Annotated in this window: 25 protein-coding genes; 17 read left to right on the top strand and 8 right to left on the bottom strand. The window is 56.4% G+C overall.

The window, feature by feature from the left end; all coding sequences use genetic code 11:
• Positions 1–17 precede the first annotated feature (17 nt).
• The 3 genes from nsrR (at position 18) to rlmB (ending at position 3,798) form a co-directional block, all read left to right on the top strand.
• The gene (nsrR, locus tag KGA69_RS04110; RefSeq protein ID WP_045379682.1) at positions 18–452 is read left to right on the top strand and encodes a nitric oxide-sensing transcriptional repressor NsrR; all 435 of its coding nucleotides are present in this window, start codon (positions 18–20) and stop codon (positions 450–452) included.
• Positions 453–543: 91 nt separating this feature from the next.
• Complete coding sequence (gene rnr, locus KGA69_RS04105; protein ID WP_045396877.1) at positions 544–2,985, top strand: ribonuclease R; 2,442 nt, start codon at positions 544–546, stop codon at positions 2,983–2,985.
• 81 nt (positions 2,986–3,066) lie between these two features.
• Positions 3,067–3,798 carry a 23S rRNA (guanosine(2251)-2'-O)-methyltransferase RlmB gene (rlmB, locus tag KGA69_RS04100; protein WP_015704174.1) on the top strand — a complete coding sequence of 244 codons (732 nt, stop codon included), beginning with the start codon at positions 3,067–3,069 and terminating at the stop codon, positions 3,796–3,798.
• 20 nt (positions 3,799–3,818) lie between these two features.
• Here the strand turns inward: rlmB and KGA69_RS04095 are convergent, their stop codons facing one another.
• Entirely contained in the window at positions 3,819–5,114 is a 1,296-nt protein-coding gene (locus KGA69_RS04095; protein WP_213292855.1) for an MFS transporter, read from the bottom strand.
• Positions 5,115–5,293: 179 nt separating this feature from the next.
• Between KGA69_RS04095 and KGA69_RS04090 the strand changes: the two genes are divergently transcribed.
• Positions 5,294–6,931 carry an isovaleryl-CoA dehydrogenase gene (locus KGA69_RS04090; RefSeq protein ID WP_213292854.1) on the top strand — a complete coding sequence of 546 codons (1,638 nt, stop codon included), beginning with the start codon at positions 5,294–5,296 and terminating at the stop codon, positions 6,929–6,931.
• Here KGA69_RS04090 and yjfN read toward each other — a convergent pair.
• Both yjfN and bsmA read right to left on the bottom strand, forming a co-directional pair.
• Positions 6,922–7,197 carry a DUF1471 family protease activator YjfN gene (gene yjfN / locus KGA69_RS04085; protein ID WP_213200088.1) on the bottom strand — a complete coding sequence of 92 codons (276 nt, stop codon included), beginning with the start codon at positions 7,195–7,197 and terminating at the stop codon, positions 6,922–6,924. The two genes, KGA69_RS04090 and yjfN, sit on opposite strands and share 10 nt — an antisense overlap.
• A gap of 140 nt (positions 7,198–7,337) precedes the next feature.
• A complete protein-coding gene (bsmA, locus tag KGA69_RS04080) occupies positions 7,338–7,646 on the bottom strand; it encodes a biofilm peroxide resistance protein BsmA (RefSeq protein ID WP_015368621.1) in 309 nt (102 codons plus the stop codon).
• Positions 7,647–7,854: 208 nt separating this feature from the next.
• Here bsmA and yjfP point away from each other — a divergent pair, with 208 nt between their 5' ends.
• On the top strand, positions 7,855–8,571 hold the full coding sequence (yjfP, locus tag KGA69_RS04075) for an esterase (RefSeq protein WP_213292853.1): 717 nt from the start codon (positions 7,855–7,857) through the stop codon (positions 8,569–8,571).
• Here yjfP and ulaR read toward each other — a convergent pair.
• Complete coding sequence (gene ulaR, locus KGA69_RS04070) at positions 8,568–9,323, bottom strand: HTH-type transcriptional regulator UlaR (protein WP_015368619.1); 756 nt, start codon at positions 9,321–9,323, stop codon at positions 8,568–8,570. The two genes, yjfP and ulaR, sit on opposite strands and share 4 nt — an antisense overlap.
• 103 nt (positions 9,324–9,426) lie before the next feature.
• Complete coding sequence (ulaG, locus tag KGA69_RS04065) at positions 9,427–10,491, bottom strand: L-ascorbate 6-phosphate lactonase (RefSeq protein ID WP_045396887.1); 1,065 nt, start codon at positions 10,489–10,491, stop codon at positions 9,427–9,429.
• Between the two features lie 365 nt (positions 10,492–10,856).
• On the opposite strand from ulaG, the gene ulaA reads away from it, so the two are divergent.
• From ulaA to KGA69_RS04035, 6 genes are read left to right on the top strand one after another with little or no spacing between them, the layout of a single operon-like run.
• Positions 10,857–12,257 carry a PTS ascorbate transporter subunit IIC gene (ulaA, locus tag KGA69_RS04060; RefSeq protein WP_015368616.1) on the top strand — a complete coding sequence of 467 codons (1,401 nt, stop codon included), beginning with the start codon at positions 10,857–10,859 and terminating at the stop codon, positions 12,255–12,257.
• A 12-nt stretch (positions 12,258–12,269) separates the two neighbouring features.
• Complete coding sequence (gene ulaB, locus KGA69_RS04055) at positions 12,270–12,575, top strand: PTS ascorbate transporter subunit IIB (RefSeq protein WP_001577590.1); 306 nt, start codon at positions 12,270–12,272, stop codon at positions 12,573–12,575.
• A 9-nt stretch (positions 12,576–12,584) separates the two neighbouring features.
• Positions 12,585–13,052 carry a PTS ascorbate transporter subunit IIA gene (gene ulaC / locus KGA69_RS04050; protein WP_015368614.1) on the top strand — a complete coding sequence of 156 codons (468 nt, stop codon included), beginning with the start codon at positions 12,585–12,587 and terminating at the stop codon, positions 13,050–13,052.
• Between the two features lie 15 nt (positions 13,053–13,067).
• The gene (gene ulaD / locus KGA69_RS04045; protein WP_015368613.1) at positions 13,068–13,721 is read left to right on the top strand and encodes a 3-keto-L-gulonate-6-phosphate decarboxylase UlaD; all 654 of its coding nucleotides are present in this window, start codon (positions 13,068–13,070) and stop codon (positions 13,719–13,721) included.
• 9 nt (positions 13,722–13,730) lie between these two features.
• Positions 13,731–14,585 carry an L-ribulose-5-phosphate 3-epimerase gene (locus tag KGA69_RS04040; protein ID WP_045396890.1) on the top strand — a complete coding sequence of 285 codons (855 nt, stop codon included), beginning with the start codon at positions 13,731–13,733 and terminating at the stop codon, positions 14,583–14,585.
• Complete coding sequence (locus KGA69_RS04035) at positions 14,585–15,271, top strand: L-ribulose-5-phosphate 4-epimerase (protein WP_015704178.1); 687 nt, start codon at positions 14,585–14,587, stop codon at positions 15,269–15,271. Before KGA69_RS04040 ends, KGA69_RS04035 begins: the two co-directional genes overlap by 1 nt.
• Before the next feature lie 61 nt (positions 15,272–15,332).
• On the opposite strand, the gene KGA69_RS04030 is transcribed toward KGA69_RS04035, so the two are convergent.
• Together KGA69_RS04030 and KGA69_RS04025 are read right to left on the bottom strand one after the other, a co-directional pair.
• A complete protein-coding gene (locus KGA69_RS04030) occupies positions 15,333–16,526 on the bottom strand; it encodes an MFS transporter (RefSeq protein WP_045396893.1) in 1,194 nt (397 codons plus the stop codon).
• Between the two features lie 148 nt (positions 16,527–16,674).
• Positions 16,675–16,950, bottom strand: coding sequence for a YdgH/BhsA/McbA family protein (locus KGA69_RS04025; RefSeq protein WP_045396896.1), 276 nt, complete (start codon positions 16,948–16,950; stop codon positions 16,675–16,677).
• Between the two features lie 339 nt (positions 16,951–17,289).
• Here KGA69_RS04025 and rpsF point away from each other — a divergent pair, with 339 nt between their 5' ends.
• The 5 genes from rpsF (at position 17,290) to KGA69_RS04000 (ending at position 19,809) form a co-directional block, all read left to right on the top strand.
• A complete protein-coding gene (rpsF, locus tag KGA69_RS04020) occupies positions 17,290–17,685 on the top strand; it encodes a 30S ribosomal protein S6 (protein WP_004098001.1) in 396 nt (131 codons plus the stop codon).
• A gap of 5 nt (positions 17,686–17,690) precedes the next feature.
• Complete coding sequence (gene priB / locus KGA69_RS04015) at positions 17,691–18,005, top strand: primosomal replication protein N (protein ID WP_015704181.1); 315 nt, start codon at positions 17,691–17,693, stop codon at positions 18,003–18,005.
• A gap of 4 nt (positions 18,006–18,009) precedes the next feature.
• On the top strand, positions 18,010–18,237 hold the full coding sequence (rpsR, locus tag KGA69_RS04010; RefSeq protein ID WP_000135199.1) for a 30S ribosomal protein S18: 228 nt from the start codon (positions 18,010–18,012) through the stop codon (positions 18,235–18,237).
• Positions 18,238–18,278: 41 nt separating this feature from the next.
• Positions 18,279–18,728 carry a 50S ribosomal protein L9 gene (gene rplI, locus KGA69_RS04005; protein ID WP_015368607.1) on the top strand — a complete coding sequence of 150 codons (450 nt, stop codon included), beginning with the start codon at positions 18,279–18,281 and terminating at the stop codon, positions 18,726–18,728.
• A 145-nt stretch (positions 18,729–18,873) separates the two neighbouring features.
• Positions 18,874–19,809 (top strand): DMT family transporter, encoded by a 936-nt coding sequence (locus KGA69_RS04000; protein ID WP_045396899.1) that lies wholly within the window; start codon positions 18,874–18,876, stop codon positions 19,807–19,809.
• A gap of 32 nt (positions 19,810–19,841) precedes the next feature.
• Here the strand turns inward: KGA69_RS04000 and KGA69_RS03995 are convergent, their stop codons facing one another.
• Positions 19,842–20,513, bottom strand: coding sequence for a LysM-like peptidoglycan-binding domain-containing protein (locus KGA69_RS03995; RefSeq protein WP_047046269.1), 672 nt, complete (start codon positions 20,511–20,513; stop codon positions 19,842–19,844).
• A 209-nt stretch (positions 20,514–20,722) separates the two neighbouring features.
• On the opposite strand from KGA69_RS03995, the gene fklB reads away from it, so the two are divergent.
• Positions 20,723–21,343, top strand: coding sequence for an FKBP-type peptidyl-prolyl cis-trans isomerase (gene fklB, locus KGA69_RS03990; protein WP_002886687.1), 621 nt, complete (start codon positions 20,723–20,725; stop codon positions 21,341–21,343).
• Positions 21,344–21,376: the final 33 nt, after the last annotated feature.

The following is a 21,376-nucleotide window of genomic DNA, read 5'->3' as shown; positions in this document are numbered from 1 at the left end:
CTTACCCTGAGGTTGATGTGCAGTTAACGAGTTTCACCGATTACGGATTACGCGCGCTGATTTACATGGCGTCGTTGCCGGATGACCGAATGACCAGTATTTCCGAGGTGACGGATGTCTATGGCGTTTCCCGTAATCATATGGTCAAAATAATCAATCAGTTAAGCCGTGTTGGCTATGTGACGGCCGTGCGGGGAAAGAATGGGGGGATTCGCCTTGGCAAGCCGGCTAAAATGATTCGCGTGGGTGATGTTGTGCGCGATCTGGAGCCGCTATCGCTGGTGAATTGCAGCAGCGAATTTTGCCACATTACTCCCGCTTGCCGCCTGAAACAGGCACTTGCCGAAGCCGCGCAAAGTTTCCTGAAGGAACTGGATAACTACACGCTGGCCGATTTGGTTGAAAAGAATCAACCGCTATATAAATTATTACTGGTGGAAGAAAAGCGCTGAATGATTTGCGCCGCAGCGTAAAGAGAACCCACAAAGCGGCGGCGTAAAACGCAGTCAGACTTTCATCGGAGATGACAACGGAGGAACCGATATGTCACAAGACCCATTCCAGGAACGCGAAGCTGAGAAGTACGCGAATCCCATCCCGAGCCGTGAATTTATCCTCGAACATTTAACCAAACGTGAAAAACCGGCCAGCCGCGACGAGCTGGCGATTGAGTTAAATATCGAGGGCGAAGAACAAACTGAAGCGCTGCGTCGCCGCCTGCGGGCAATGGAACGCGATGGCCAGCTGGTCTTCACTCGCCGTCAGTGCTATGCGCTGCCGGAACGTCTCGATTTAGTTAAAGGCGTCGTTATTGGCCACCGCGACGGCTACGGCTTTTTACGCGTCGAAGGGCGCAAAGACGACCTGTATCTTTCATCTGAGCAGATGAAAATGTGTATTCATGGCGATCAGGTGCTGGCCCAGCCGCTGGGCGCGGACCGTAAGGGCCGTCGCGAAGCGCGCATCGTTCGCGTGCTGGTGCCGAAAACCAGCCAGATCGTCGGCCGTTACTTCACCGATGCCGGCGTGGGCTTCGTGGTGCCGGACGACAGCCGTCTAAGCTTCGATATCCTGATCCCTCCTGAAGAGATCATGGGCGCCCGCATGGGTTACGTGGTGGTGGTCGAACTGACCCAGCGTCCAACCCGTCGTACCAAGGCGGTCGGCAAAATAGTTGAAGTGCTGGGCGACAATATGGGCACCGGCATGGCCGTTGATATGGCGCTGCGTACCCATGAGATCCCTTACGTCTGGCCGCCGGCGGTGGAAAAACAGGTCTCCGGCCTCAAAGAGCAGGTGCCGGAAGAGGCGAAAGCCGGGCGCGTTGATTTGCGCTCTCTGCCGCTGGTTACTATTGACGGCGAAGATGCCCGCGACTTTGATGACGCGGTGTACTGCGAGAAAAAACGCGGCGGCGGCTGGCGTCTATGGGTGGCTATCGCCGACGTGAGCTATTACGTGCGTCCCGGTACGCCGCTGGACGGCGAAGCGCGCAGCCGCGGGACGTCAGTCTACTTCCCTTCGCAGGTCGTACCGATGCTGCCGGAAGTGCTGTCCAACGGCCTGTGCTCGCTGAATCCGCAGGTCGATCGCCTGTGTATGGTCTGCGAAATGACGATCTCGTCAAAAGGTCGCCTGACCGGCTTTAAATTCTATGAAGCGGTGATGAGCTCTCACGCCCGTCTGACCTACACCAAGGTTTGGCATATGCTGCAGGGCGATCAAGAGCTGCGCGAACACTACGCGCCGCTGGTGAAGCATATTGAAGAGCTGCATAACCTCTATAAGGTGCTGGATGGCGCCCGTGAAGAGCGCGGCGGTATCTCATTTGAAAGTGAAGAAGCTAAATTCATCTTCAACGCCGAGCGTCGTATCGAGCGTATCGAACAGACTCAGCGTAACGATGCGCACAAGCTGATCGAAGAGTGCATGATTCTGGCGAACATCTCCGCGGCGCGTTTCGTTGAGAAAGCGCAGGAGCCAGCGCTGTTCCGTATTCACGATAAGCCAAGCACCGAAGCGATTACCGCCTTCCGCACCGTGCTGGCGGAGCTGGGGCTGGAGCTGCCGGGCGGCAACAAACCGGAGCCGCGCGATTACGCCGAGCTGCTGACTTCCATCGCCGATCGCCCGGATGCGGAAATGCTGCAGACGATGCTGCTGCGTTCCATGAAGCAGGCGGTCTACGATCCGGAAAACCGCGGCCACTTCGGCCTGGCGCTGCAGTCATACGCCCACTTCACCTCGCCGATCCGTCGTTATCCTGACCTGTCGCTGCATCGCGCTATTAAGTATTTACTGGCGAAAGAGCAGGGACATAAAGGCAATAGCACCGAGACCGGCGGTTGGCACTACAGCATGGAAGAGATGCTGCAGCTGGGCGAGCACTGCTCGATGACCGAGCGCCGCGCCGATGAAGCAACGCGCGAAGTGTCAGACTGGCTGAAGTGCGACTTCATGCAGGATCAGGTGGGCAACACCTTCTCCGGCGTGATCGCCAGCGTCACCGGCTTTGGCTTCTTCGTCCGCCTGAACGATCTGTTTATCGATGGTCTGGTACATGTCTCCTCACTGGATAATGACTACTATCGCTTCGACCAGGTAGGACAGCGGCTGATCGGCGAGTCCGGCGGCCAGACTTACCGCCTGGGCGACCGCGTGGAAGTGCGCGTCGAAGCGGTCAATATGGATGAGCGTAAGATTGATTTCAGCCTGATTTCCAGTGAACGCGGCCCGCGTAATGTCGGCAAAACCGCACGCGAAAAAGCGAAGAAGGGCGCGCCGGGTAAAAACGGCGGCGGCCGTCGTCGCCAGGTCGGCAAGCAGGTAAACTTCGAGCCGGATAGCGCCTTCCGTAAGGAAAAAGAGAAAGCTAAAGCCAAACCGAAAGGCGAAAAGAAAGCGAAAAAACCGTCGGCGAAAACGCAGAAAATCGCCGCGGCAACCAAAGCCAAGCGCGCGGCGAAAAAGAAGATCGCCGAGTGATTGACGTCCCTTCGCCCTGAAGTCTGCTGGCGCAGAACGGGGTGAAGGGAACGGATAACAGAACCTAAAACGAGTACATCAATGAGTGAAATGATTTACGGCATCCATGCGGTGCAGGCACTGCTGGAACGCGCCCCTGAGCGTTTTCAGGAAGTTTTTATTCTGAAAGGCCGTGAGGATAAGCGTCTGCTGCCGCTGATTCATGCCCTTGAAGCGCAGGGCGTGGTGATTCAGGTTGCCAGCCGCCAGTTCCTCGATGAGAAAAGCGAAGGCGCGGTGCATCAGGGCATCATTGCCCGCGTGAAGCCGGGACGTCAGTATCAGGAAAACGATCTGCCGGATCTGCTGGCGCAGTTCGATCAACCGTTCCTGCTGATCCTCGACGGCGTCACCGATCCGCACAACCTCGGCGCCTGCCTGCGTAGCGCCGACGCCGCCGGCGTGCATGCGGTGATCGTGCCGCGCGATCGTTCCGCTCAGCTCAACGCTACGGCGAAGAAAGTCGCCTGCGGCGCGGCGGAAAGCGTGCCGCTGATCCGCGTCACTAACCTGGCGCGGACCATGCGTCTGCTGCAGGAAGAAAACGTGTGGATCGTTGGTACCGCCGGCGAAGCCGACCATACGCTGTTCCAGAGCAAAATGACCGGCCCGATGGCGCTGGTGATGGGCGCGGAAGGCGAAGGTATGCGTCGTCTGACCCGCGAACATTGTGATGAACTGATCAGTATCCCGATGGCAGGTAGCGTCTCTTCGCTGAACGTCTCCGTCGCCACCGGTATTTGCCTGTTTGAAGCGGTGCGCCAGCGCAGCTAAGCCGCCGCGGGCGCGGTAGGTTAGTCGTCCAGCGCCCGCAAATGATCGTTCTTATTGAGCGTCATCAGCGCGGCAATACTGACGACGGCCGTCGCCATCACGTAGTACGCCGGAATATCCAGATTACCGGTCTGTTTAATCAGGCCGGTAATAATCAATCCGGCGCAGCCGGAAAACACGGCATTTGATAGCGAATAGGCTAACCCCAGCCCGGTATAACGCACCCTGGTAGGGAACATCTCCGCCAGCATCGCCGGCCCAGGCCCGGCCAGAATCCCCACCAGTCCACCCGCAATCAGCACCACGATACCTTTCACCAGCAGCGTGCTGCTTTCCGCCTGCAATATTTTCAGCAGCGGCAGCGCCAGTACCAGCAGCAATACCGCAGCCGCGACCATCACCCGCCGACGTCCCAACTTATCGCTGAGCATCCCGGCAGGCAAGATGGTGATGGCGAAGCCAATGTTGGAGATCACCGCAATCAGCAGCGCCTGATTAAAACCGGTGTGCAGCGCGGACTGGAGGTATGAGGGCATGATCACCAGGTAGGTATAACCCGCCGCCGACCATACCATCAGCCGGCCAATGCCGGTGAAAATCGCTTTGAGCGTCTGGCGCCAACTGGCGCGGGTTTCCGCGGGCGGTGTAGCCTGCTGCTGACGTAAAAAGCCCGGCGTCTCTTCCATTTTAACGCGTAGCCACAGCGCGACGATGCCCATCGGTATGGCGAGAAAGAAGGGGATGCGCCAGCCCCAGTCATGCAGCGATTCGGGGCTAAGCGCGGCGGAAATCAGCGCGACCACGCCTGCGCCTGCCAGCAGCCCCAGCGCGACGGTAAAAGATTGCCATGCGCCATACAGCCCACGCTTACCTTTAGGGGCGAACTCGGTCATCAGCGATACCGCACCTCCGTACTCGCCGCCGGCAAACAATCCCTGAAGAATACGTAATCCGGTCAGAATGAGCGGTGCGGCAATACCGATGCTGGCGTAAACCGGTACCAGTCCGATAGCCGTGGTGGCGAGCGTCATCAGTACCAACACGATAATCAGCGTCGGCTTGCGGCCGATGCGGTCGCCGAGACGGCCAAAAACGATGGCGCCCAGCGGGCGAAAGAAGAACGCTATCGCGAAAGAGGCGTAAGTCAGAATCAGCCCGGTCAGCGGCGCTTCTCCAGTCATTTGGAAAAAATTTTTCGCAATTACGGTCGCCAGAAAGCCATAGACCGCGAACTCGTACCATTCAATAAAGTTACCGATAGAACCGGCGATCAGCGCGCGTTTTTGCGCTGCCGATGTTGTGCTGGCGGTGTGCATAGGAAGCCCCGACTGATACAAAACAGTAACGAATGAATAAATTATTCCATACATTTTTAATGAGAAAATTTTAAATTCTTATGCCTGTGATGGGCTTCACGAAGGCGTAGCGGTTTTTTTGTGAGCGTCTATGCGGCCGACCATACTTACTGTCAGAGCCATTGACGGAGGGAGACATCATGCACTGGCAAACGCATACCGTATTCAATCAACCGACGCCGTTGTGTAACAGTAATCTGTTTTTGTCCGATACCGCGCTTTGTGAGGCAGTGACGCGTGAAGGCGCCGGCTGGGATAGCGATCTGCTCGCCAGCATCGGCCAGCAGTTAGGCACGGCGGAATCGCTGGAGTTGGGGCGTCTGGCCAATAGTAATCCGCCGGAACTGCTACGCTACGACGCCACCGGCGCCCGATTGGATGACGTGCGGTTTCACCCCGCCTGGCATTTGCTAATGCAGGGACTGTGCGCCAACCGGGTGCATAATCTTGCCGGGCAGAAGGATGCCCGCGCGGGTTCGTTTGTTGCCCGTACTGCCCGCTTTATGCTGCATGCCCAGGTGGAGGCGGGAACGTTATGCCCGATAACCATGACCTTCGCCGCAACGCCGCTGCTACAGCGCGCGCTGCCCACCGTCTTTAGCGACTGGCTGCCGCCGTTGCTCAGCGATCGCTATGACCCGCATCTCGCACCGGGCGATCAGAAACGTGGATTGCTGATTGGCATGGGAATGACCGAAAAACAGGGCGGTTCGGATGTGCTCAGCAATACCACCCGAGCGGAAAAAACGGCGGAAGGATTCTATCGGCTGGTGGGCCATAAATGGTTCTTCTCGGTGCCGCAGAGCGATGCGCATCTGGTATTAGGCCAGACGCCGGGCGGGCTCTCCTGCTTCTTTGTGCCGCGCTTTTTACCCGATGGCCAACGCAATGGCGTGCGCCTGGAGAGGCTGAAAGATAAATTAGGCAACCGCTCTAACGCCAGTAGCGAAGCCGAATTCTTTGACGCCTGCGGGTGGCTGATAGGCGAAGAGGGCGACGGCGTGCGGCAAATTCTCAAGATGGGCGCGCTGACCCGCTTCGACTGCGCGGCCGGCAGCCATGCCCTGATGCGCCGCGCATACTCGGTGGCGCTTTACCATGCGCTGCAGCGTCAGGCGTTCGGCAAGAATCTGGCCGATCAGCCGATGATGCGTCAGGTGCTGGGCCAGATGGCGCTGCGTCTTGAAGGACAAACCGCTTTTCTGTTCCGTCTGGCTCGCGCCTGGGATCGGCGCGACGATGCGCATGAAGTGCTATGGGCTCGTTTATTTACCCCGGCCGCCAAGTTTGCTATCTGTCGTGCCGGTATACCGTTTGTCGCCGAGGCGATGGAAGTGCTGGGCGGTATCGGTTATTGCGAAGAGAGCGAACTCCCGCGCTTATATCGTGAGATGCCGGTGAATAGTATCTGGGAAGGTTCCGGCAATATTATGTGCCTCGACGTGATGCGGGTGCTTGGCAAGCAGCCGGCGGCGTTAGAAATGCTGGCGACGGAGTGCGCTGAGGTCAAGGGGCAGAACCGGCATTATGACCGCGCGTGGCGACAGCTTCAGCAACTCTTGCGGCGGCCGGTTGAGGCGCAGGGACGAGAAATAGCGCGTCTGGTGTATTGCCTGGGGGCGGGGGCGCAGATGCTGCGCTTTGCATCGCCGCCGCTGGCCCAGGCGTGGTGCCGGATGATGCTGGATCCGCGAGGAGGTATCCGCCTGGACGCTCAATTGCTGGACGATGCGCTGCTACGGGCGATGGGGCGCGGACGACAGCCGTCTCAGGCGTAGAGAATGGCCTGCACCCGCCAGCTATCCGGCTGCGGCTCTTCATACATCTGAACGATACGATACCAGGAAGCGCCCTGCTCATCGGCTTTTACGGCAATGGCGTGCTCGACATCCTGCTGACTGCCGGAGATATTATTGACGGAAATCAGACCAATTTCGTTCAGGCCAGTGACGCAATCCGCACTGGCGAATTCGGCTGACTGAGCGGAAGTATTGGCCGTCGTGGTGGTCAGCAACAGGCTGGGTAAGGTCAGTGATCGTTTCATCGTCAGCTCCATTTCACGTAATCCCGAGGGCAGTCCGTTTGCTAACGTTCTGCCAAAAAGGCTGGCCGAACGTTATTATGCGCAGGAGAACGTGAATGGACGCAAAGCAGTGTAAAGCTGGTTAAAAACGCATCACACCGCTATTTATGATACAGAATCGCTTGCGAATACCACTGGCCGGGAACCATGGTGTCATCGATCATAACGATGACGTAGTAATCCGCTTTTGCGGCTTCTGCTTTGGCTTTCAACGCGGTCTCGACATCCATCGGCGAACCGTACATCAGCACGCTGACGGTACCTATCTTTTGCAGGCCCTCAGTCTGATTGCGACGAATCTCCTGCGGATGATCGCTTGCCGGCGGCGGCGCCTCCGGCGTACCCTGCAGGACGCTACATCCGCTTAAGGCGAGAGCCAGTAACCACGGTGTAAACCTACGCATGACCATATCTCGTTTCCTGATAGTGATAGTGTAGTGGTAGCCTGAACATCATTTCTGGGGAATGTTCCCGAATTGTTATCTATCGCGCGATTTTCGAATGAAAATGTTATGAAAGCGTAACCGAGCTCTCAACATTATAAATCGTGCTCAACGCAAAGCTTTGACGAATGTTTTGGTGCGAGACGCCGTGCCACTATAAAGAAGGAGACGATAGTTGATTACACTCGAAATGCGCAATCTGGCAGGCGGTGAAGCGATCCATGCCTGTCCGGCTGGGATGGCGGATAAGCCTCTGCCGGTTATCGTCTTTTATCACGGTTTTACCTCTTCTAAGCTGGTCTACAGCTACTTCGCCGTCGCGCTGGCTGAAGCCGGTTTCCGGGTGATTATGCCGGATGCCGCCGAACATGGCGCGCGTTTTCGCGGCGACGAGGAGGGGCGAATGCAGCGTTTTTGGCCGATCCTGCGACAGAATTTTCTTGAATTTCCCGCCCTGCGAGACGCGATTATCGCTGAGGGATGGCTGGAAGATGAACGGCTGGCGGTGGCCGGCGCATCAATGGGCGGCATGACCGCGCTCGGTATCATGACCCATCATCCGGAGCTAAAATGCGTGGCCTGCCTGATGGGCTCGGGCTATTTCAGCAGCCTCGCGCAGACGCTGTTTCCGTCGCCCGGATTCGATACGGCAAGCCTGGAGGAGTGGGACGTGACTCATCAGTTAGCGGTGCTAGCCGACAAGCCGCTGCTGCTGTGGCACGGCGACGCAGACGACGTGGTTCCGCCCGGCGAAACTTTCCGCCTCCAGCAGGCGTTAACGCAGAGCGGCCTGACAACTAACCTGACCTGCCAGTGGCAAAAGGGCGTGCGCCATCGCATTACCCCTGAAGCGCTGGACGCGACCATCGCCTTTTTCCGGCAGCATCTTTAAACGCGGATAACCTGCACGCCCTGATCCTCAAGCTGCTTGAGGATCGTTTCATCGGCCTGCTTACCGGTAATGACCAGGTCGATTTGGCTGGCCTGGCTGAACAGCATCCCGGCGCGTTCGCCGACTTTGCTGCTATCGACCAGTACCGCCAGTTTGCCAACGACGTTAAGCATTTTCTGCTCGGCCATCGCGGTCAACATATCGGTTTTGTACAATCCCTCGGCGGTTAACCCTTTGCCGCTGGTGAACATCCAGTGCCCGGCATACAGGCTGTTTTCGCTACCCTGCGGACTGAGGGTGATGAAGTGGCTATGGTTATATTGCCCCCCCATAATGATCACGCTGTCATGCTCCTGGTCAATCAGATAGTTGGCCAGCGGCAGGTAGTTGGTGATGATCTGCACCGGTTTGCCGCATAATTCACGGCCGAGCAGGAAGGCGGTGGAGCCGCAGTTGATAACGATGCTTTCGCCCGGAGAAACCAGCTGCGAGGCGGCGCGGGCAATCCGCACTTTCTCATCGTGGTTTTGCGCCTGATGAATGTTCATTGGCGACCAACGTGGGCGCTGTTCGCTGATGGCTTCCGCGCCATTACGGACCTTTTTCAGCTTGCCGTTTTCATCAAGCTTATTGATATCGCGTCTTGCCGTCGCCGGAGAGATGCCGAGGCGGGAGATTACCTGTTCAACGGTAACGAATCCCGTTTGCGCCAGCAAATCCAGTAAAATTTGATGTCTTTGCGCTTCAGTCATGAGCGAATCCGATTAAAAGTGACAAGCAAAGATGATATTTGAAATTAACGCTAAATACTAATGTGGAAAGGGAATTCCGGCGGGCGCGCCCGCCGGAATAGGATTACAAAAAGGATTTGAACGGCAGGTCTGGCTCAATGGTAAAGCAGTCATCGAATCCGCGTGGGTAGTGGTATTCGAAATTGTCTTTATCCAGCGGCCAGGTAAATTTACCGCCGACCTGCCAGATAAACGGCTTGAAGCCGTATTTCAGACGATCCTTTTTCATCTCCCACAGTACGCGGATCTCCTGTGGGTCGGCCTGGAAGTTGGACCAGATATCATGGTGGAACGGAATGACCACTTTGGCATTTAGCGATTCCGCCATGCGCAGGATATCGGCGCTGGTCATTTTGTCGGTGATACCGCGCGGGTTTTCCCCATAGGAACCGAGGGCGACGTCAATCTGATGCTCGTTACCGTGCTTCGCATAGTAGTTGGAATAGTGTGAGTCGCCGCTGTGGTACAGGTTGCCGCCCGGCGTTTTGAACAGATAGTTGACCGCGCGCTGGTCCATTCCGTCCGGCAGCACGCCGGCGGCTTTTTGATCGGCTGGCAGGGTAATGAGCGCAGTACGATCGAATGCGTCGAGCGCGTGGATCTCAATGTCTTTGATCTTCACCACATCGCCCGGCTTCATGACGATGCAGCGTTCTGCCGGCACGCCCCAGCCAATCCACAGATCAACGCAGGTTTTTGGTCCAATAAACGGCACATCGGCGGCGCAGTTTTGCATCACCGCGGCGGCGACGTTAACGTCGATATGATCGTTGTGATCGTGCGTCGCCAGCACGGCGTCAATTTGGCGGATGGCGAAAGGATCGAGCACGAATGGCGTAGTGCGCAGGTTCGGCTGTAGTTTTTTCACCCCGGCCATGCGCTGCATCTGGTGGCCGGTTTTCATCAGCGGATTACCGTGGCTCTGCTTACCGGTACCGCACCAAAAATCGACGCAAATATTAGCGCCGCCTTCCGATTTTAGCCAAATGCCGGTGCATCCCAGCCACCACATGGCAAAGGTGCCCGGCGCAACCTGCTCTTGTTCGATCTCTTCATTCAGCCAGCTACCCCATTCCGGGAAAGTGCTCAAAATCCAGGATTCACGGGTGATGGTTTGCACTTTACTCATCGATCTCTTCCTCTTTTATTTTCAAAAGTAATCAATTGGTGATTTGTTTTGATTGATACTGGCACTGTTTTTTCAGGAATGCAATCGGCTATTTTCAATAAAAAGCGGTGAGAGCGTTGCGCTAACGCGCTGATAAACCCTGAATTTAATATCAGGCATGTATGTATATTGTTGATATTAGTGGTTTGTTTGGTTATGTCGTGACGTAGTGGAAAATACACGCACAAAAAATATGATTATTTGCGTGATGCGTCACATTTAATCAAATTCAATCTTGTTGTGATTGTTTTTGATTATTAGAGTGAGGGCGACGACAACTGCTGAGCGTCATGCGCGTTCAAAGCCTTCCTCTTCTGGAGTGTGTTATGGAGATCCTCTACAACATCTTTACCGTCTTCTTTAATCAGGTAATGACTAATGCCCCGCTGCTGCTGGGTATCGTGACCTGCCTTGGCTATATCTTGTTGCGTAAAAGCGTCAGCGTGATTATCAAAGGCACGATCAAAACCATCATTGGTTTCATGCTGTTACAAGCTGGCTCCGGCATTCTTACCAGCACCTTTAAGCCGGTGGTGGCGAAAATGTCAGAGGTTTATGGCATCAATGGCGCGATTTCCGATACCTACGCCTCAATGATGGCGACCATCGACCGGATGGGCGAGGCCTATAGCTGGGTGGGGTATGCGGTGCTGTTGGCCCTGGCGCTAAATATCTGTTACGTCCTGCTGCGCCGCATTACCGGCATCCGCACTATCATGCTGACTGGCCATATTATGTTTCAGCAGGCGGGGCTGATTGCGGTCTCTTTCTTCATCTTCGGCTACTCCATGTGGACGACCATTATCTGCACCGCGGTGCTGGTCTCCCTGTACTGGGGTATCACCTCCAACATGATGTTTAAGCCGACTCAACTGGTTACCGACGGCTGCGGCTTCTCTATCGGTCACCAACAGCAGTTTGCCTCGTGGATTGCCTATAAAGTGGCGCCGTATCTGGGGAAAAAAGAGGAGAGCGTCGAAGACCTCAAGCTGCCGGGCTGGCTCAATATTTTCCACGACAACATCGTCTCTACCGCGATTGTGATGACCATTTTCTTTGGCGCCATTCTGCTCTCCTTTGGCATCGATGTTGTACAGGCGATGGCGGGCAAAACCCACTGGACGGTCTATATCCTGCAGACCGGTTTCTCCTTCGCCGTGGCCATTTTCATCATTACCCAGGGCGTGCGTATGTTCGTTGCCGAGCTGTCCGAAGCCTTCAACGGTATCTCACAGCGCCTGATCCCCGGCGCCGTGCTGGCGATCGACTGCGCCGCTATCTATAGCTTCGCGCCGAATGCCGTGGTCTGGGGCTTTATGTGGGGCACCATCGGCCAACTGATTGCCGTTGGTATTCTCGTCGGCGTTGGCTCCTCCATTCTGATCATCCCGGGCTTTATCCCAATGTTCTTCTCTAACGCGACGATTGGCGTCTTTGCTAATCACTTCGGCGGCTGGCGCGCGGCCCTCAAGATCTGTCTGGTGATGGGCATGATTGAAATCTTCGGCTGCGTGTGGGCGGTGAAGTTGACCGGAATGAGCGCCTGGATGGGCATGGCGGATTGGTCAATCCTGGCGCCGCCGATGATGCAGGGTTTCGCCTCGATAGGGCTGGCGTTTATGGCCGTCATTATTCTGATTTCACTGGCTTATATGTTCTTCGCCGGCCGCGCGCTGCGCGCCGAGGAAGACGCGGAAAAACAACTGGCAGAAGCCTCTGCTCAATAAGGAGTTCTGATTATGACCGTACGTATTCTGGCTGTGTGTGGCAACGGGCAAGGTAGTTCCATGATCATGAAAATGAAGGTGGACCAGTTCCTGACGCAATCAAACATCGACCACACGGTGAACAGCTGCGCGGTAGGTGAGTATAAAAGCGAGCTAAACGGCGCGGATATCATTATTGCCTCGACCCACATCGCCGGCGAAATCACCGTCACTGGCAATAAATACGTGGTTGGCGTGCGCAATATGCTGTCCCCTGCGGATTTCGGCCCAAAACTGCTTGAAGTGATCAAAGCCCACTTCCCGCAGGATGTGAAATAAGGAGCCGCCATGAAACTTCATGATTCTCTGGCGCAGAACCACTCCATACGCCTGCAGGCGGAGGCGGAAAGCTGGCAGGAGGCGGTGAAAATCGGCGTCGATCTGCTGGTGGCCGCCGACGTAGTGGAACCGCGTTACTACCAGGCGATCCTCGATGGCGTCGCGCAGCATGGCCCCTATTTTGTTATCGCGCCGGGCCTGGCGATGCCTCATGGGCGTCCGGAAGAGGGCGTTAAGAAAACCGGCTTTGCGCTGGTGACGCTAAAAAAACCGCTGATTTTCAATCACGAAGATAACGACCCGGTCGACATTCTGATCACCATGGCGGCAGTTGACGCCACCACCCACCAGGAGGTGGGCATCATGCAGATCGTTAACCTGTTTGATGATGAAGCCAATTTCGACCGTTTACGCGCCTGCCGCACCGAGCAGGAAGTGCTGGATTTAATTGAAAACGCCACTGCGGCGGCTGTTTAAGAGGGAGTTGATACGATGTCTCAGTTACCAATGTTGCAGGTTGCGCTGGATAACCAAACCCTGTCTCACGCCTATGAGACCACCCGCCTGATCGCCGAAGAGGTGGATATCATTGAAGTGGGCACGATTCTCTGCGTCGGCGAAGGGGTGCGCGCGGTGCGCGATCTGAAAGCGCTGTATCCGCATAAAATCGTGCTGGCGGATGCCAAAATCGCCGATGCCGGTAAAATCCTGTCGCGGATGTGCTTTGAAGCCAACGCCGACTGGGTGACCGTGATCTGCTGCGCCGATATCAACACCGCCAAGGGGGCGCTGGATGTCGCCAAAGAGTTCAACGGCGACGTACAAATTGAGCTGACCGGCTTCTGGACCTGGGAGCAGGCGCAGGCGTGGCGCGATGCGGGCATTCAGCAGGTGGTCTATCACCGCAGCCGCGACGCGCAGGCCGCGGGCGTGGCGTGGAGCGAGGCGGATATCAGTGCGATTAAGCGTCTTTCCGATATGGGCTTCAAAGTCACCGTGACCGGCGGACTGGCGCTGGAAGACCTGCCGCTGTTCGCTGGTATTCCTATTCACGTCTTTATTGCCGGTCGCAGCATCCGCGATGCCGCTTCGCCGGTGGAAGCGGCTCGCCAGTTTAAACGCTCTATCGCCCAGCTGTGGGGTTAAGGAGCGGCTATGTTGTCGAAACACATTCCGCTCGGTATCTATGAAAAAGCGCTCCCCGCCGGGGAGTGCTGGCTGGAGCGGTTACAGCTGGCGAAAACGCTGGGTTTTGATTTTGTTGAAATGTCGCTTGATGAAACCGATGCCCGCCTTGCGCGGCTGGACTGGAGCCAGGAGCAGCGCCTGGCGCTGGTCAAGGCGGTAGCCGAAACCGGCGTCCGGGTGCCATCGATGTGCCTCAGCGCCCATCGTCGTTTTCCGCTCGGCAGCGAAGATGACGCGGTGCGTAATCAGGGGCTGGAAATTATGCGTAAAGCCATCCAGCTGGCGCAGGATGTGGGGATTCGGGTGATCCAGCTGGCGGGCTACGACGTTTATTATCAGCAGGCGAACGATGAAACGCGCCGCCGTTTTCGCGAGGGCCTGAAAGAGAGCGTCGAGATGGCCAGCCGGGCCCAGGTGACGCTGGCAATGGAGATCATGGACTATCCGCTGATGAACTCGATCAGCAAGGCGCTGGGTTATGCCCACTACCTGAATAATCCATGGTTTCAGCTTTATCCGGACATTGGCAATTTGTCGGCGTGGGATAACGACGTACAGATGGAGCTGCAGGCCGGTATGGGGCATATCGTGGCGGTGCACGTCAAAGATACGAAGCCCGGCGTCTTTAAAAACGTACCGTTCGGTGAAGGCGTCGTCGATTTTGAACGTTGCTTCGAAACGCTCAAGCAGACGGGCTACTGCGGCCCGTATCTGATTGAGATGTGGAGTGAAACCACCGATGACCCGGCGGCGGAAGTCGCAAAGGCTCGCGACTGGGTGAAAGCGCGGATGGCGCGCGCGGGCCTGACGGAGGCGGCATAATGCAGCAACTTAAACAGCAGGTATTTGCAGCTAATATGGATCTGCCGCGTTACGGGCTGGTGACCTTTACCTGGGGCAACGTCAGCGCAATCGACCGGCAGCGTGGGCTGGTGGTGATCAAGCCCAGCGGCGTAGCCTACGAGTCAATGACCGTCGATGATATGGTGGTGGTCGATTTACAGGGCAACGTGGTGGAAGGGCGCTGGCGTCCCTCTTCCGATACCGCGACCCATCTTGCGCTCTATCGTCGCTATTCCGGCCTCGGCGGGGTGGTGCATACCCACTCGACGCACGCTACCGCCTGGGCGCAGGCGGGGCTGGCAATCCCGGCGCTCGGCACCACCCACGCGGACTACTTCTTCGGCGATATCCCCTGTACCCGGGCGCTCAGCGCACAGGAGGTGGAAGAGGCCTATGAGCTGAACACCGGAAAGGTGATTATCGAAACGCTGGGCGAGGCCAACCCGTTACATACGCCAGGGATTGTGGTCTATCAGCATGGGCCGTTCTCCTGGGGGAAAGATGCCCATGAGGCGGTGCACAATGCGGTAGTGATGGAAGAAGTGGCGCGAATGGCGTGGATCGCCCGCGGCATTAATCCGCAGCTACAGCCCATCGACAGTTGGCTAATGGAGAAACATTTTCTGCGTAAACACGGGCCTGACGCCTACTACGGGCAGAAGTAAGTTACGCGCTCCGGGGCTTTCACCTCAGGGTGAAGCAACTGGTCTGGCCCCGGAGCCGTTTTTAACCCTGACGATAGGCCGATGGCATACAGCGCATGCCGATGAGCGTGAGCACGCAAATCATCGCGCCGGCGTAAAACGTCGAGGCAGCGCCGAAGGTTTCCCACAGTACTCCTGCGCCGGTACTGGCCAGCAGCAGCGCCAGGCCGCTCATCAGGTTAAACATGCCGAATGCCGTACCGCGTAGTTCCGGCGGCGCGGTATGCGCAACCATCGCCGCCAGTAGCCCCTGCGTCATCCCCATGTGAATCCCCCACAGCGCGACGCCGATTAGCAGCGTGCTCCAGTGGCCGCTGAGCGCCAGCACGATATCGGCGAGGATCAGCACCAGCAGCCCCCATTGCAGCAGTTTGCTGTGGCTCATGCTGTCAGAGAGCTTACCGAACGGGTAAGCCGTGAGGCTGTAGACCAGGTTCATCGCGACCATGACCAGTGGAATAGTAAACAGCGGGATCTCCATCTGCTGGGCGCGCAGTACCAAAAAGGCTTCGCTGAAGCGGGCGAGGGTGAAAATGCTGCCAATCGCGACCACCCACCAGTAGGCGGCGGAGAGCTTTTTCAGGTTTTCGCGCTTCAGCGGATTGCTACGTTTGTGCGCGATGGCGGATTTCGGCTCCTGCAGGCCAAAGCCCAGTAGAGCAATGGATAGTACGGCGGGAATGACCGCCACCCAGAAGATAGCGTGAAAATCGTTATGCCATATAAACATCAGCAGCACCGCCAGCAGCGGGCCGAGGAAGGCGCCGACGGTATCCAGCGCCTGGCGTAGCCCGTAGGCCGCGCCACGGATCTCCGGCGGCGTTACGTCGGCGACCAGCGCATCGCGCGGCGCTCCGCGGATGCCTTTTCCGACGCGGTCGATCATGCGGGCGCTAAATACCACCCCGGCGCTCGGCGCGAGGGCAAACAGCGGTTTACTCAGCGCCCCCAGCCCGTAGCCAAGCAGCGCCAGCCCTTTGCGTTTGCCAACGTAGTCGCTAATGACGCCGGAGAAGACTTTGAGGATTAAGGCGGTGGCTTCGGCCAGCCCTTCGATAAGACCGATGATAATGACGCTGGCGCCGAGCGTGGTGGCCATAAACAACGGGAGCAGGCTGTGGATCATCTCTGACGAGACATCCATTAGCAGGCTGACGCCGCCGAGCACCCACACTCCTTTCGGGATACGACCTAAGGTCGCGAAACGCGGGACCATCAATCACTCCTGATTATCAAACGGTGAATTGATGATTAAATCAGGTTGCGATGACGCTGGTAAGTCAGTTGGGAAAATAATTCTCAATTGCGTTTACATCGGTTATTCGCTTCGCCCCTCGTGAGGAGAGGCGAAGCATCGACCTGGGCTAGCGGTAAATAGCGGCGCTGGCATGAATAAGGCCATTGCTCTGCGGTTCGTGAATCAGGATTGGCTGGAAGTACTTCGCTCCCAGGGCATCGCTTTCCTGGTTCAGGGCCTGTTCGGCCTCTTGTTCGCTAGCCATATTATGATTGATATAAATTACGCCCAGACTCTGCACATCGTCCATGTTGCGAGCCTGACGCCCATCGATTTTGATGGCTGCCAGCGCGTTGGCGCTAAGGAGTAGCGCAGCCATTACGGCGATGATAATGCTTTTCATAGAACGCTCCTTACTGACAGTACGGGTAAAACGCTGGACTCCTCTTGCTGGTGTCTGGCTATTGATTAAATTGTAATCGCTGGCGTGCCGCCTGATAGCGACCTTTTCTGATGCAGTTGTTCAAAAAAATGCCGCGTTCCTTATTGGTTAATTTTAAATCACCCACTTAGCCCAGCTTGGCGCTTAGTGCGAATTATTTGTGCAAATGCGCTTGTGTTCCTGGGGGGGCGCAATTAGAATGACGCGTCAATTTTTCAGCCGCCCTTTAACACGTTCCTTGCCTCCATGGGCCGCGGCTGACCCAGACAGGAGGCTGAATAATCCGTAAGGAGCAATTCGATGCGTCATTACGAAATCGTTTTTATGGTCCATCCTGACCAGAGCGAACAGGTTCCGGGCATGATCGAACGTTACACTGGTGCAATCACTGCAGCAGAAGGTACGATCCACCGTCTGGAAGACTGGGGCCGCCGTCAGCTGGCTTATCCGATCAACAAACTGCACAAAGCTCACTACGTTCTGCTGAACGTTGAAGCGCCGCAGGAAGCGATCGATGAGCTGGAAACTAACTTCCGCTTCAACGACGCCGTTATCCGCAGCATGGTAATGCGTACTAAGCACGCTGTTACCGAAGCATCTCCGATGGTTAAAGCGAAAGACGAGCGCCGTGAGCGTCGTGAAGATTTCGCTAACGAAACCGCAGATGATTCTGAAGCTGGGGATTCTGAAGAGTAATCCTGATGACCAACCGTCTGGTGTTGTCCGGCACCGTGTGCAGGATGCCCCTTCGAAAGGTCAGCCCGTCAGGAATTCCTCATTGCCAGTTCGTGCTTGAGCATCGTTCTGTGCAGGAGGAAGCCGGTTTTCACCGGCAGGCGTGGTGCCAAATGCCCGTTATTATTAGCGGACACGAGAACCAGGCCATTACTCACAGTATAACGGTCGGTAGCGCAGTCACCGTTCAAGGGTTCATTAGTTGCCATAAGGCAAAGAACGGCTTGAGTAAAATGGTTCTGCATGCCGAGCAGATTGAATTGATAGATTCTGGAGACTAGCCATATGGCACGTTATTTCCGTCGTCGCAAGTTCTGCCGTTTCACCGCGGAAGGCGTTCAAGAGATCGACTATAAAGATATCGCTACGCTGAAAAACTACATCACCGAAAGCGGTAAGATTGTCCCAAGCCGTATCACCGGTACCCGTGCAAAATATCAGCGTCAGCTGGCTCGCGCTATCAAACGCGCACGCTACCTGTCCCTGCTGCCGTACACTGATCGTCATCAGTAATCGGTCACGGTCCATTAATACGACTTTGAGAGGATAAGGTAATGCAAGTTATTCTGCTTGATAAAGTAGCAAACCTGGGTAGCCTGGGTGATCAGGTAAACGTTAAAGCGGGCTATGCTCGTAACTTCCTGGTACCACAGGGTAAAGCTGTTCCAGCTACCAAGAAAAACGTTGAGTTCTTCGAAGCGCGCCGCGCTGAACTGGAAGCCAAACTGGCTGACGTTCTGGCCGCTGCTAACGCACGTGCTGAAGCAATCAACGCACTGGGCACCGTTACCATCGCGTCCAAATCTGGCGACGAAGGTAAACTGTTCGGTTCCATCGGTACTCGCGACATCGCTGACGCTGTTTCTGCAGCTGGCGTTGCCGTTGCGAAGAGCGAAGTTCGCCTGCCGAACGGCGTTCTGCGCACCACCGGTGAGCACGAAGTAGACTTCCAGGTTCACAGCGAAGTCTTCGCTAAACTGGTTGTTAACGTTGTAGCTGAGTAATTTTTTACTCAACTCACGTCGATGCGCCGGCCTTGTGCCGGCGTTTTGCTTTTTAGCGCCTGCCTGATTTTTATCTGGTATGGTAGCTATTCTCGCCGCTTTCTGGATAATAAAATAAAACACGATTTTATTTCCGGTAAAGCTAATGGACGCTTCCTCTCCAACCTCTTCGATTTTTGCCAATAAAAAAGTTGCTTATGTCTGCGCGACGCTATGCTGTCTGCTGTGGGGCAGTTCTTATCCGGCGATAAAAAACGGGTATGAGCTTCTGCACATCGCCACCGATGATGTTCCCTCAAAAATTGTTTTTGCCGGATATCGCTTTCTGTTTGCGGGCTTATTGTTGCTGCTGTTTGCGCTGGCGCAGCGCAAACCCATCGCCCGGCTCAATGGCCGCCAGTGCGGGCAGCTGGCGATGCTGGGGCTAACGCAGACCGCTATCCAGTACGCCTTCTTCTACGTCGGCTTGGCGTTCACCACTGGAGTGAAGGGATCGATCATGAATGCCACCGGGACGTTCTTCAGCGTTCTGCTGGCGCATTTTATCTATCAGAATGACCGGCTCAGCTACAACAAAACTATCGGCTGCGTGCTTGGCTTCGTCGGCGTGATGTTGGTGAACTTCAACGCCTCATTGGGCGATTTTAATTTTGTTTGGCAGGGCGATGGCTTTGTCGTGCTGGCGGCGTTCATCCTCTCGGCGGCGACGCTCTACGGCAAACGCATCTCGCAAACCGTCGACCCGACGGTGATGACCGGCTGGCAGCTGGCCTTCGGCGGTCTGGTGCTGGTGGCGGGCGGGTATCTGACCGGCGGGGAGCTACGGATGCACAGCCTGACCGCAGCGATGATCCTTGGCTATTTAACTCTGCTGTCGTCGATAGCTTTTGCGCTATGGAGCGTGCTACTCAAGCACAATCGCGTCAGTATGATTGCGCCGTTTAACTTTGTTATCCCGGTGGCCGGGACGGTGCTGTCGGCGATCTTTCTTGGCGAGAATATCTTTGAGTGGAAGTACGCGATCGCGCTGGTCCTGGTGTGTGTAGGGATCCGCTGGGTGAACAAAAGCCAGGCGCGTTAGGCCGGGCGTACAACCCGGCCTAAGCGAAGCGTTTATCGCGCACGCACGAAGCTGCCGTTCGACTGGCGGGTGAACAGCACCTGCTGGCCGTTGCCGGTATCAATAGTGAGGCCGGTGACGACGCCGTTGGCGTTCTGGCGAATTTGCACCGTCTGTCCACTCTGCAAGGTGCTTAATGGTTTGCCGGCGCCTTCGACCTGCGCCATGGCGTAGACGTCAGTGGCTGGCAGACCGTGGTCGCGGAACAGTTGCGCCAGCGTTTTGCCCGATTCAATCCGGTAGGTGCGCCACTGCTGTTCAATACCCGGCGCAGACTGCTGCTGCGCCGGTTGTTGATACGGCTGAGAAGAGGAAGACGTTTGCGGCTGGTCAGGCTGTTCATCCTGAATGGCTTCAGGCGCCACAGGCGCAACCTGATCGGCATCGCTGACCGTCGGCGTATTGGTGATTGGCGGAAGCGGCACGGCCTGATTACCCGAACCTTGCGGCTGAGACTGGGACTGCAAATCGAGACTGGCTTCACGGCTTGCCTGGGTCGGCGTGCTGTTATCGCCGGAGGGGAGCAGGAAACCAATAATCACCAGCAGGAAGCCGGCGATGATGCCGCGGCGATGCATGGGCGGTAGCGGATCCATGAGACGAAGTTGATCCGGGGCGTGCCAGATCTTCGCCAGGGTAGATGTCAGTTCAAAGCGCCCGGGCATGGCTTTCCTCCTGCTCCGCATATTTTTATCCTGCTTATGAGTATAGACGGCTAACGTCCTGAAGGTAGAGGTTAACCTGATATCGCCTATTGTTTCTGTTTCGCTGAGATTTGTCATCATCCGCCGACAAAGTTTTACCCATTCCTCTATGGCTGTTATGCTTTCGAACGCTTTTCTCAAGATGTTTATCACCCAAAAAAGGAACAAAGATGGCAACCCCGACTTTTGACACTATCGAAGCGCAGGCAAGTTACGGTATCGGCTTGCAGGTTGGACAACAACTGAGCGAATCCGGCCTGCAGGGGCTGCTGCCGGAAGCGCTGGTTGCCGGCATTGCCGATGCGCTGGAAGGCAATCAGCCGCAGGTGCCGGTTGAAGCCGTACACCGCGCGCTGCGTGAAATCCATGAACGCGCTGACGCCGTGCGTCGCGAGCGCTTCCAGGCGATGGCCGCCGATGGCCAGAAATACCTCGATGAAAACCGTGAAAAAGAAGGCGTGAACAGCACTGAATCCGGTCTGCAGTTCCGCGTACTGACGCAGGGCGAAGGCCCGATCCCGGCGCGCACCGACCGCGTACGCGTTCACTACACCGGCAAACTTATCGACGGTACCGTGTTCGATAGCTCCGTGGCCCGCGGCGAACCGGCTGAATTCCCGGTGACCGGCGTGATCGGCGGCTGGATCGAAGCGCTGACTCTGATGCCGGTGGGTTCCAAATGGGAACTGACTATTCCGCACAACCTGGCTTATGGCGAGCGCGGCGCGGGTGCTTCTATCCCGCCATTCAGCACCCTCATCTTTGAAGTTGAGCTGCTGGACATTATTTAAGCACCAGGGGCTTCCTCTCCTGTCAGGGGGAGG

The organism is Klebsiella sp. A52 (assembly GCF_018388785.1).
GTDB classification, from domain to species: domain Bacteria; phylum Pseudomonadota; class Gammaproteobacteria; order Enterobacterales; family Enterobacteriaceae; genus Klebsiella; species Klebsiella aerogenes.
Note: the sequence above shows the minus strand (reverse complement) of the source record. Positions and strands in the feature narration are given on the sequence as shown.

Bases quoted from the DNA above. Each gene is read 5' to 3' on its own strand.
- rnr (WP_045396877.1), top strand. From the start codon at position 544: ATGTCACAAGACCCATTCCAGGAACGCGAAGCTGAGAAGTACGCGAAT.
- rlmB (WP_015704174.1), top strand. From the start codon at position 3,067: ATGAGTGAAATGATTTACGGCATCCATGCGGTGCAGGCACTGCTGGAA.
- KGA69_RS04095 (WP_213292855.1), bottom strand. From the start codon at position 5,114: ATGCACACCGCCAGCACAACATCGGCAGCGCAAAAACGCGCGCTGATC.
- KGA69_RS04090 (WP_213292854.1), top strand. From the start codon at position 5,294: ATGCACTGGCAAACGCATACCGTATTCAATCAACCGACGCCGTTGTGT.
- yjfN (WP_213200088.1), bottom strand. From the start codon at position 7,197: ATGAAACGATCACTGACCTTACCCAGCCTGTTGCTGACCACCACGACG.
- bsmA (WP_015368621.1), bottom strand. From the start codon at position 7,646: ATGGTCATGCGTAGGTTTACACCGTGGTTACTGGCTCTCGCCTTAAGC.
- ulaR (WP_015368619.1), bottom strand. From the start codon at position 9,323: ATGACTGAAGCGCAAAGACATCAAATTTTACTGGATTTGCTGGCGCAA.
- ulaG (WP_045396887.1), bottom strand. From the start codon at position 10,491: ATGAGTAAAGTGCAAACCATCACCCGTGAATCCTGGATTTTGAGCACT.
- ulaA (WP_015368616.1), top strand. From the start codon at position 10,857: ATGGAGATCCTCTACAACATCTTTACCGTCTTCTTTAATCAGGTAATG.
- ulaB (WP_001577590.1), top strand. From the start codon at position 12,270: ATGACCGTACGTATTCTGGCTGTGTGTGGCAACGGGCAAGGTAGTTCC.
- ulaC (WP_015368614.1), top strand. From the start codon at position 12,585: ATGAAACTTCATGATTCTCTGGCGCAGAACCACTCCATACGCCTGCAG.
- ulaD (WP_015368613.1), top strand. From the start codon at position 13,068: ATGTCTCAGTTACCAATGTTGCAGGTTGCGCTGGATAACCAAACCCTG.
- KGA69_RS04040 (WP_045396890.1), top strand. From the start codon at position 13,731: ATGTTGTCGAAACACATTCCGCTCGGTATCTATGAAAAAGCGCTCCCC.
- KGA69_RS04035 (WP_015704178.1), top strand. From the start codon at position 14,585: ATGCAGCAACTTAAACAGCAGGTATTTGCAGCTAATATGGATCTGCCG.
- KGA69_RS04030 (WP_045396893.1), bottom strand. From the start codon at position 16,526: ATGGTCCCGCGTTTCGCGACCTTAGGTCGTATCCCGAAAGGAGTGTGG.
- KGA69_RS04025 (WP_045396896.1), bottom strand. From the start codon at position 16,950: ATGAAAAGCATTATCATCGCCGTAATGGCTGCGCTACTCCTTAGCGCC.
- rpsF (WP_004098001.1), top strand. From the start codon at position 17,290: ATGCGTCATTACGAAATCGTTTTTATGGTCCATCCTGACCAGAGCGAA.
- priB (WP_015704181.1), top strand. From the start codon at position 17,691: ATGACCAACCGTCTGGTGTTGTCCGGCACCGTGTGCAGGATGCCCCTT.
- rpsR (WP_000135199.1), top strand. From the start codon at position 18,010: ATGGCACGTTATTTCCGTCGTCGCAAGTTCTGCCGTTTCACCGCGGAA.
- rplI (WP_015368607.1), top strand. From the start codon at position 18,279: ATGCAAGTTATTCTGCTTGATAAAGTAGCAAACCTGGGTAGCCTGGGT.
- KGA69_RS04000 (WP_045396899.1), top strand. From the start codon at position 18,874: ATGGACGCTTCCTCTCCAACCTCTTCGATTTTTGCCAATAAAAAAGTT.
- KGA69_RS03995 (WP_047046269.1), bottom strand. From the start codon at position 20,513: ATGCCCGGGCGCTTTGAACTGACATCTACCCTGGCGAAGATCTGGCAC.
- fklB (WP_002886687.1), top strand. From the start codon at position 20,723: ATGGCAACCCCGACTTTTGACACTATCGAAGCGCAGGCAAGTTACGGT.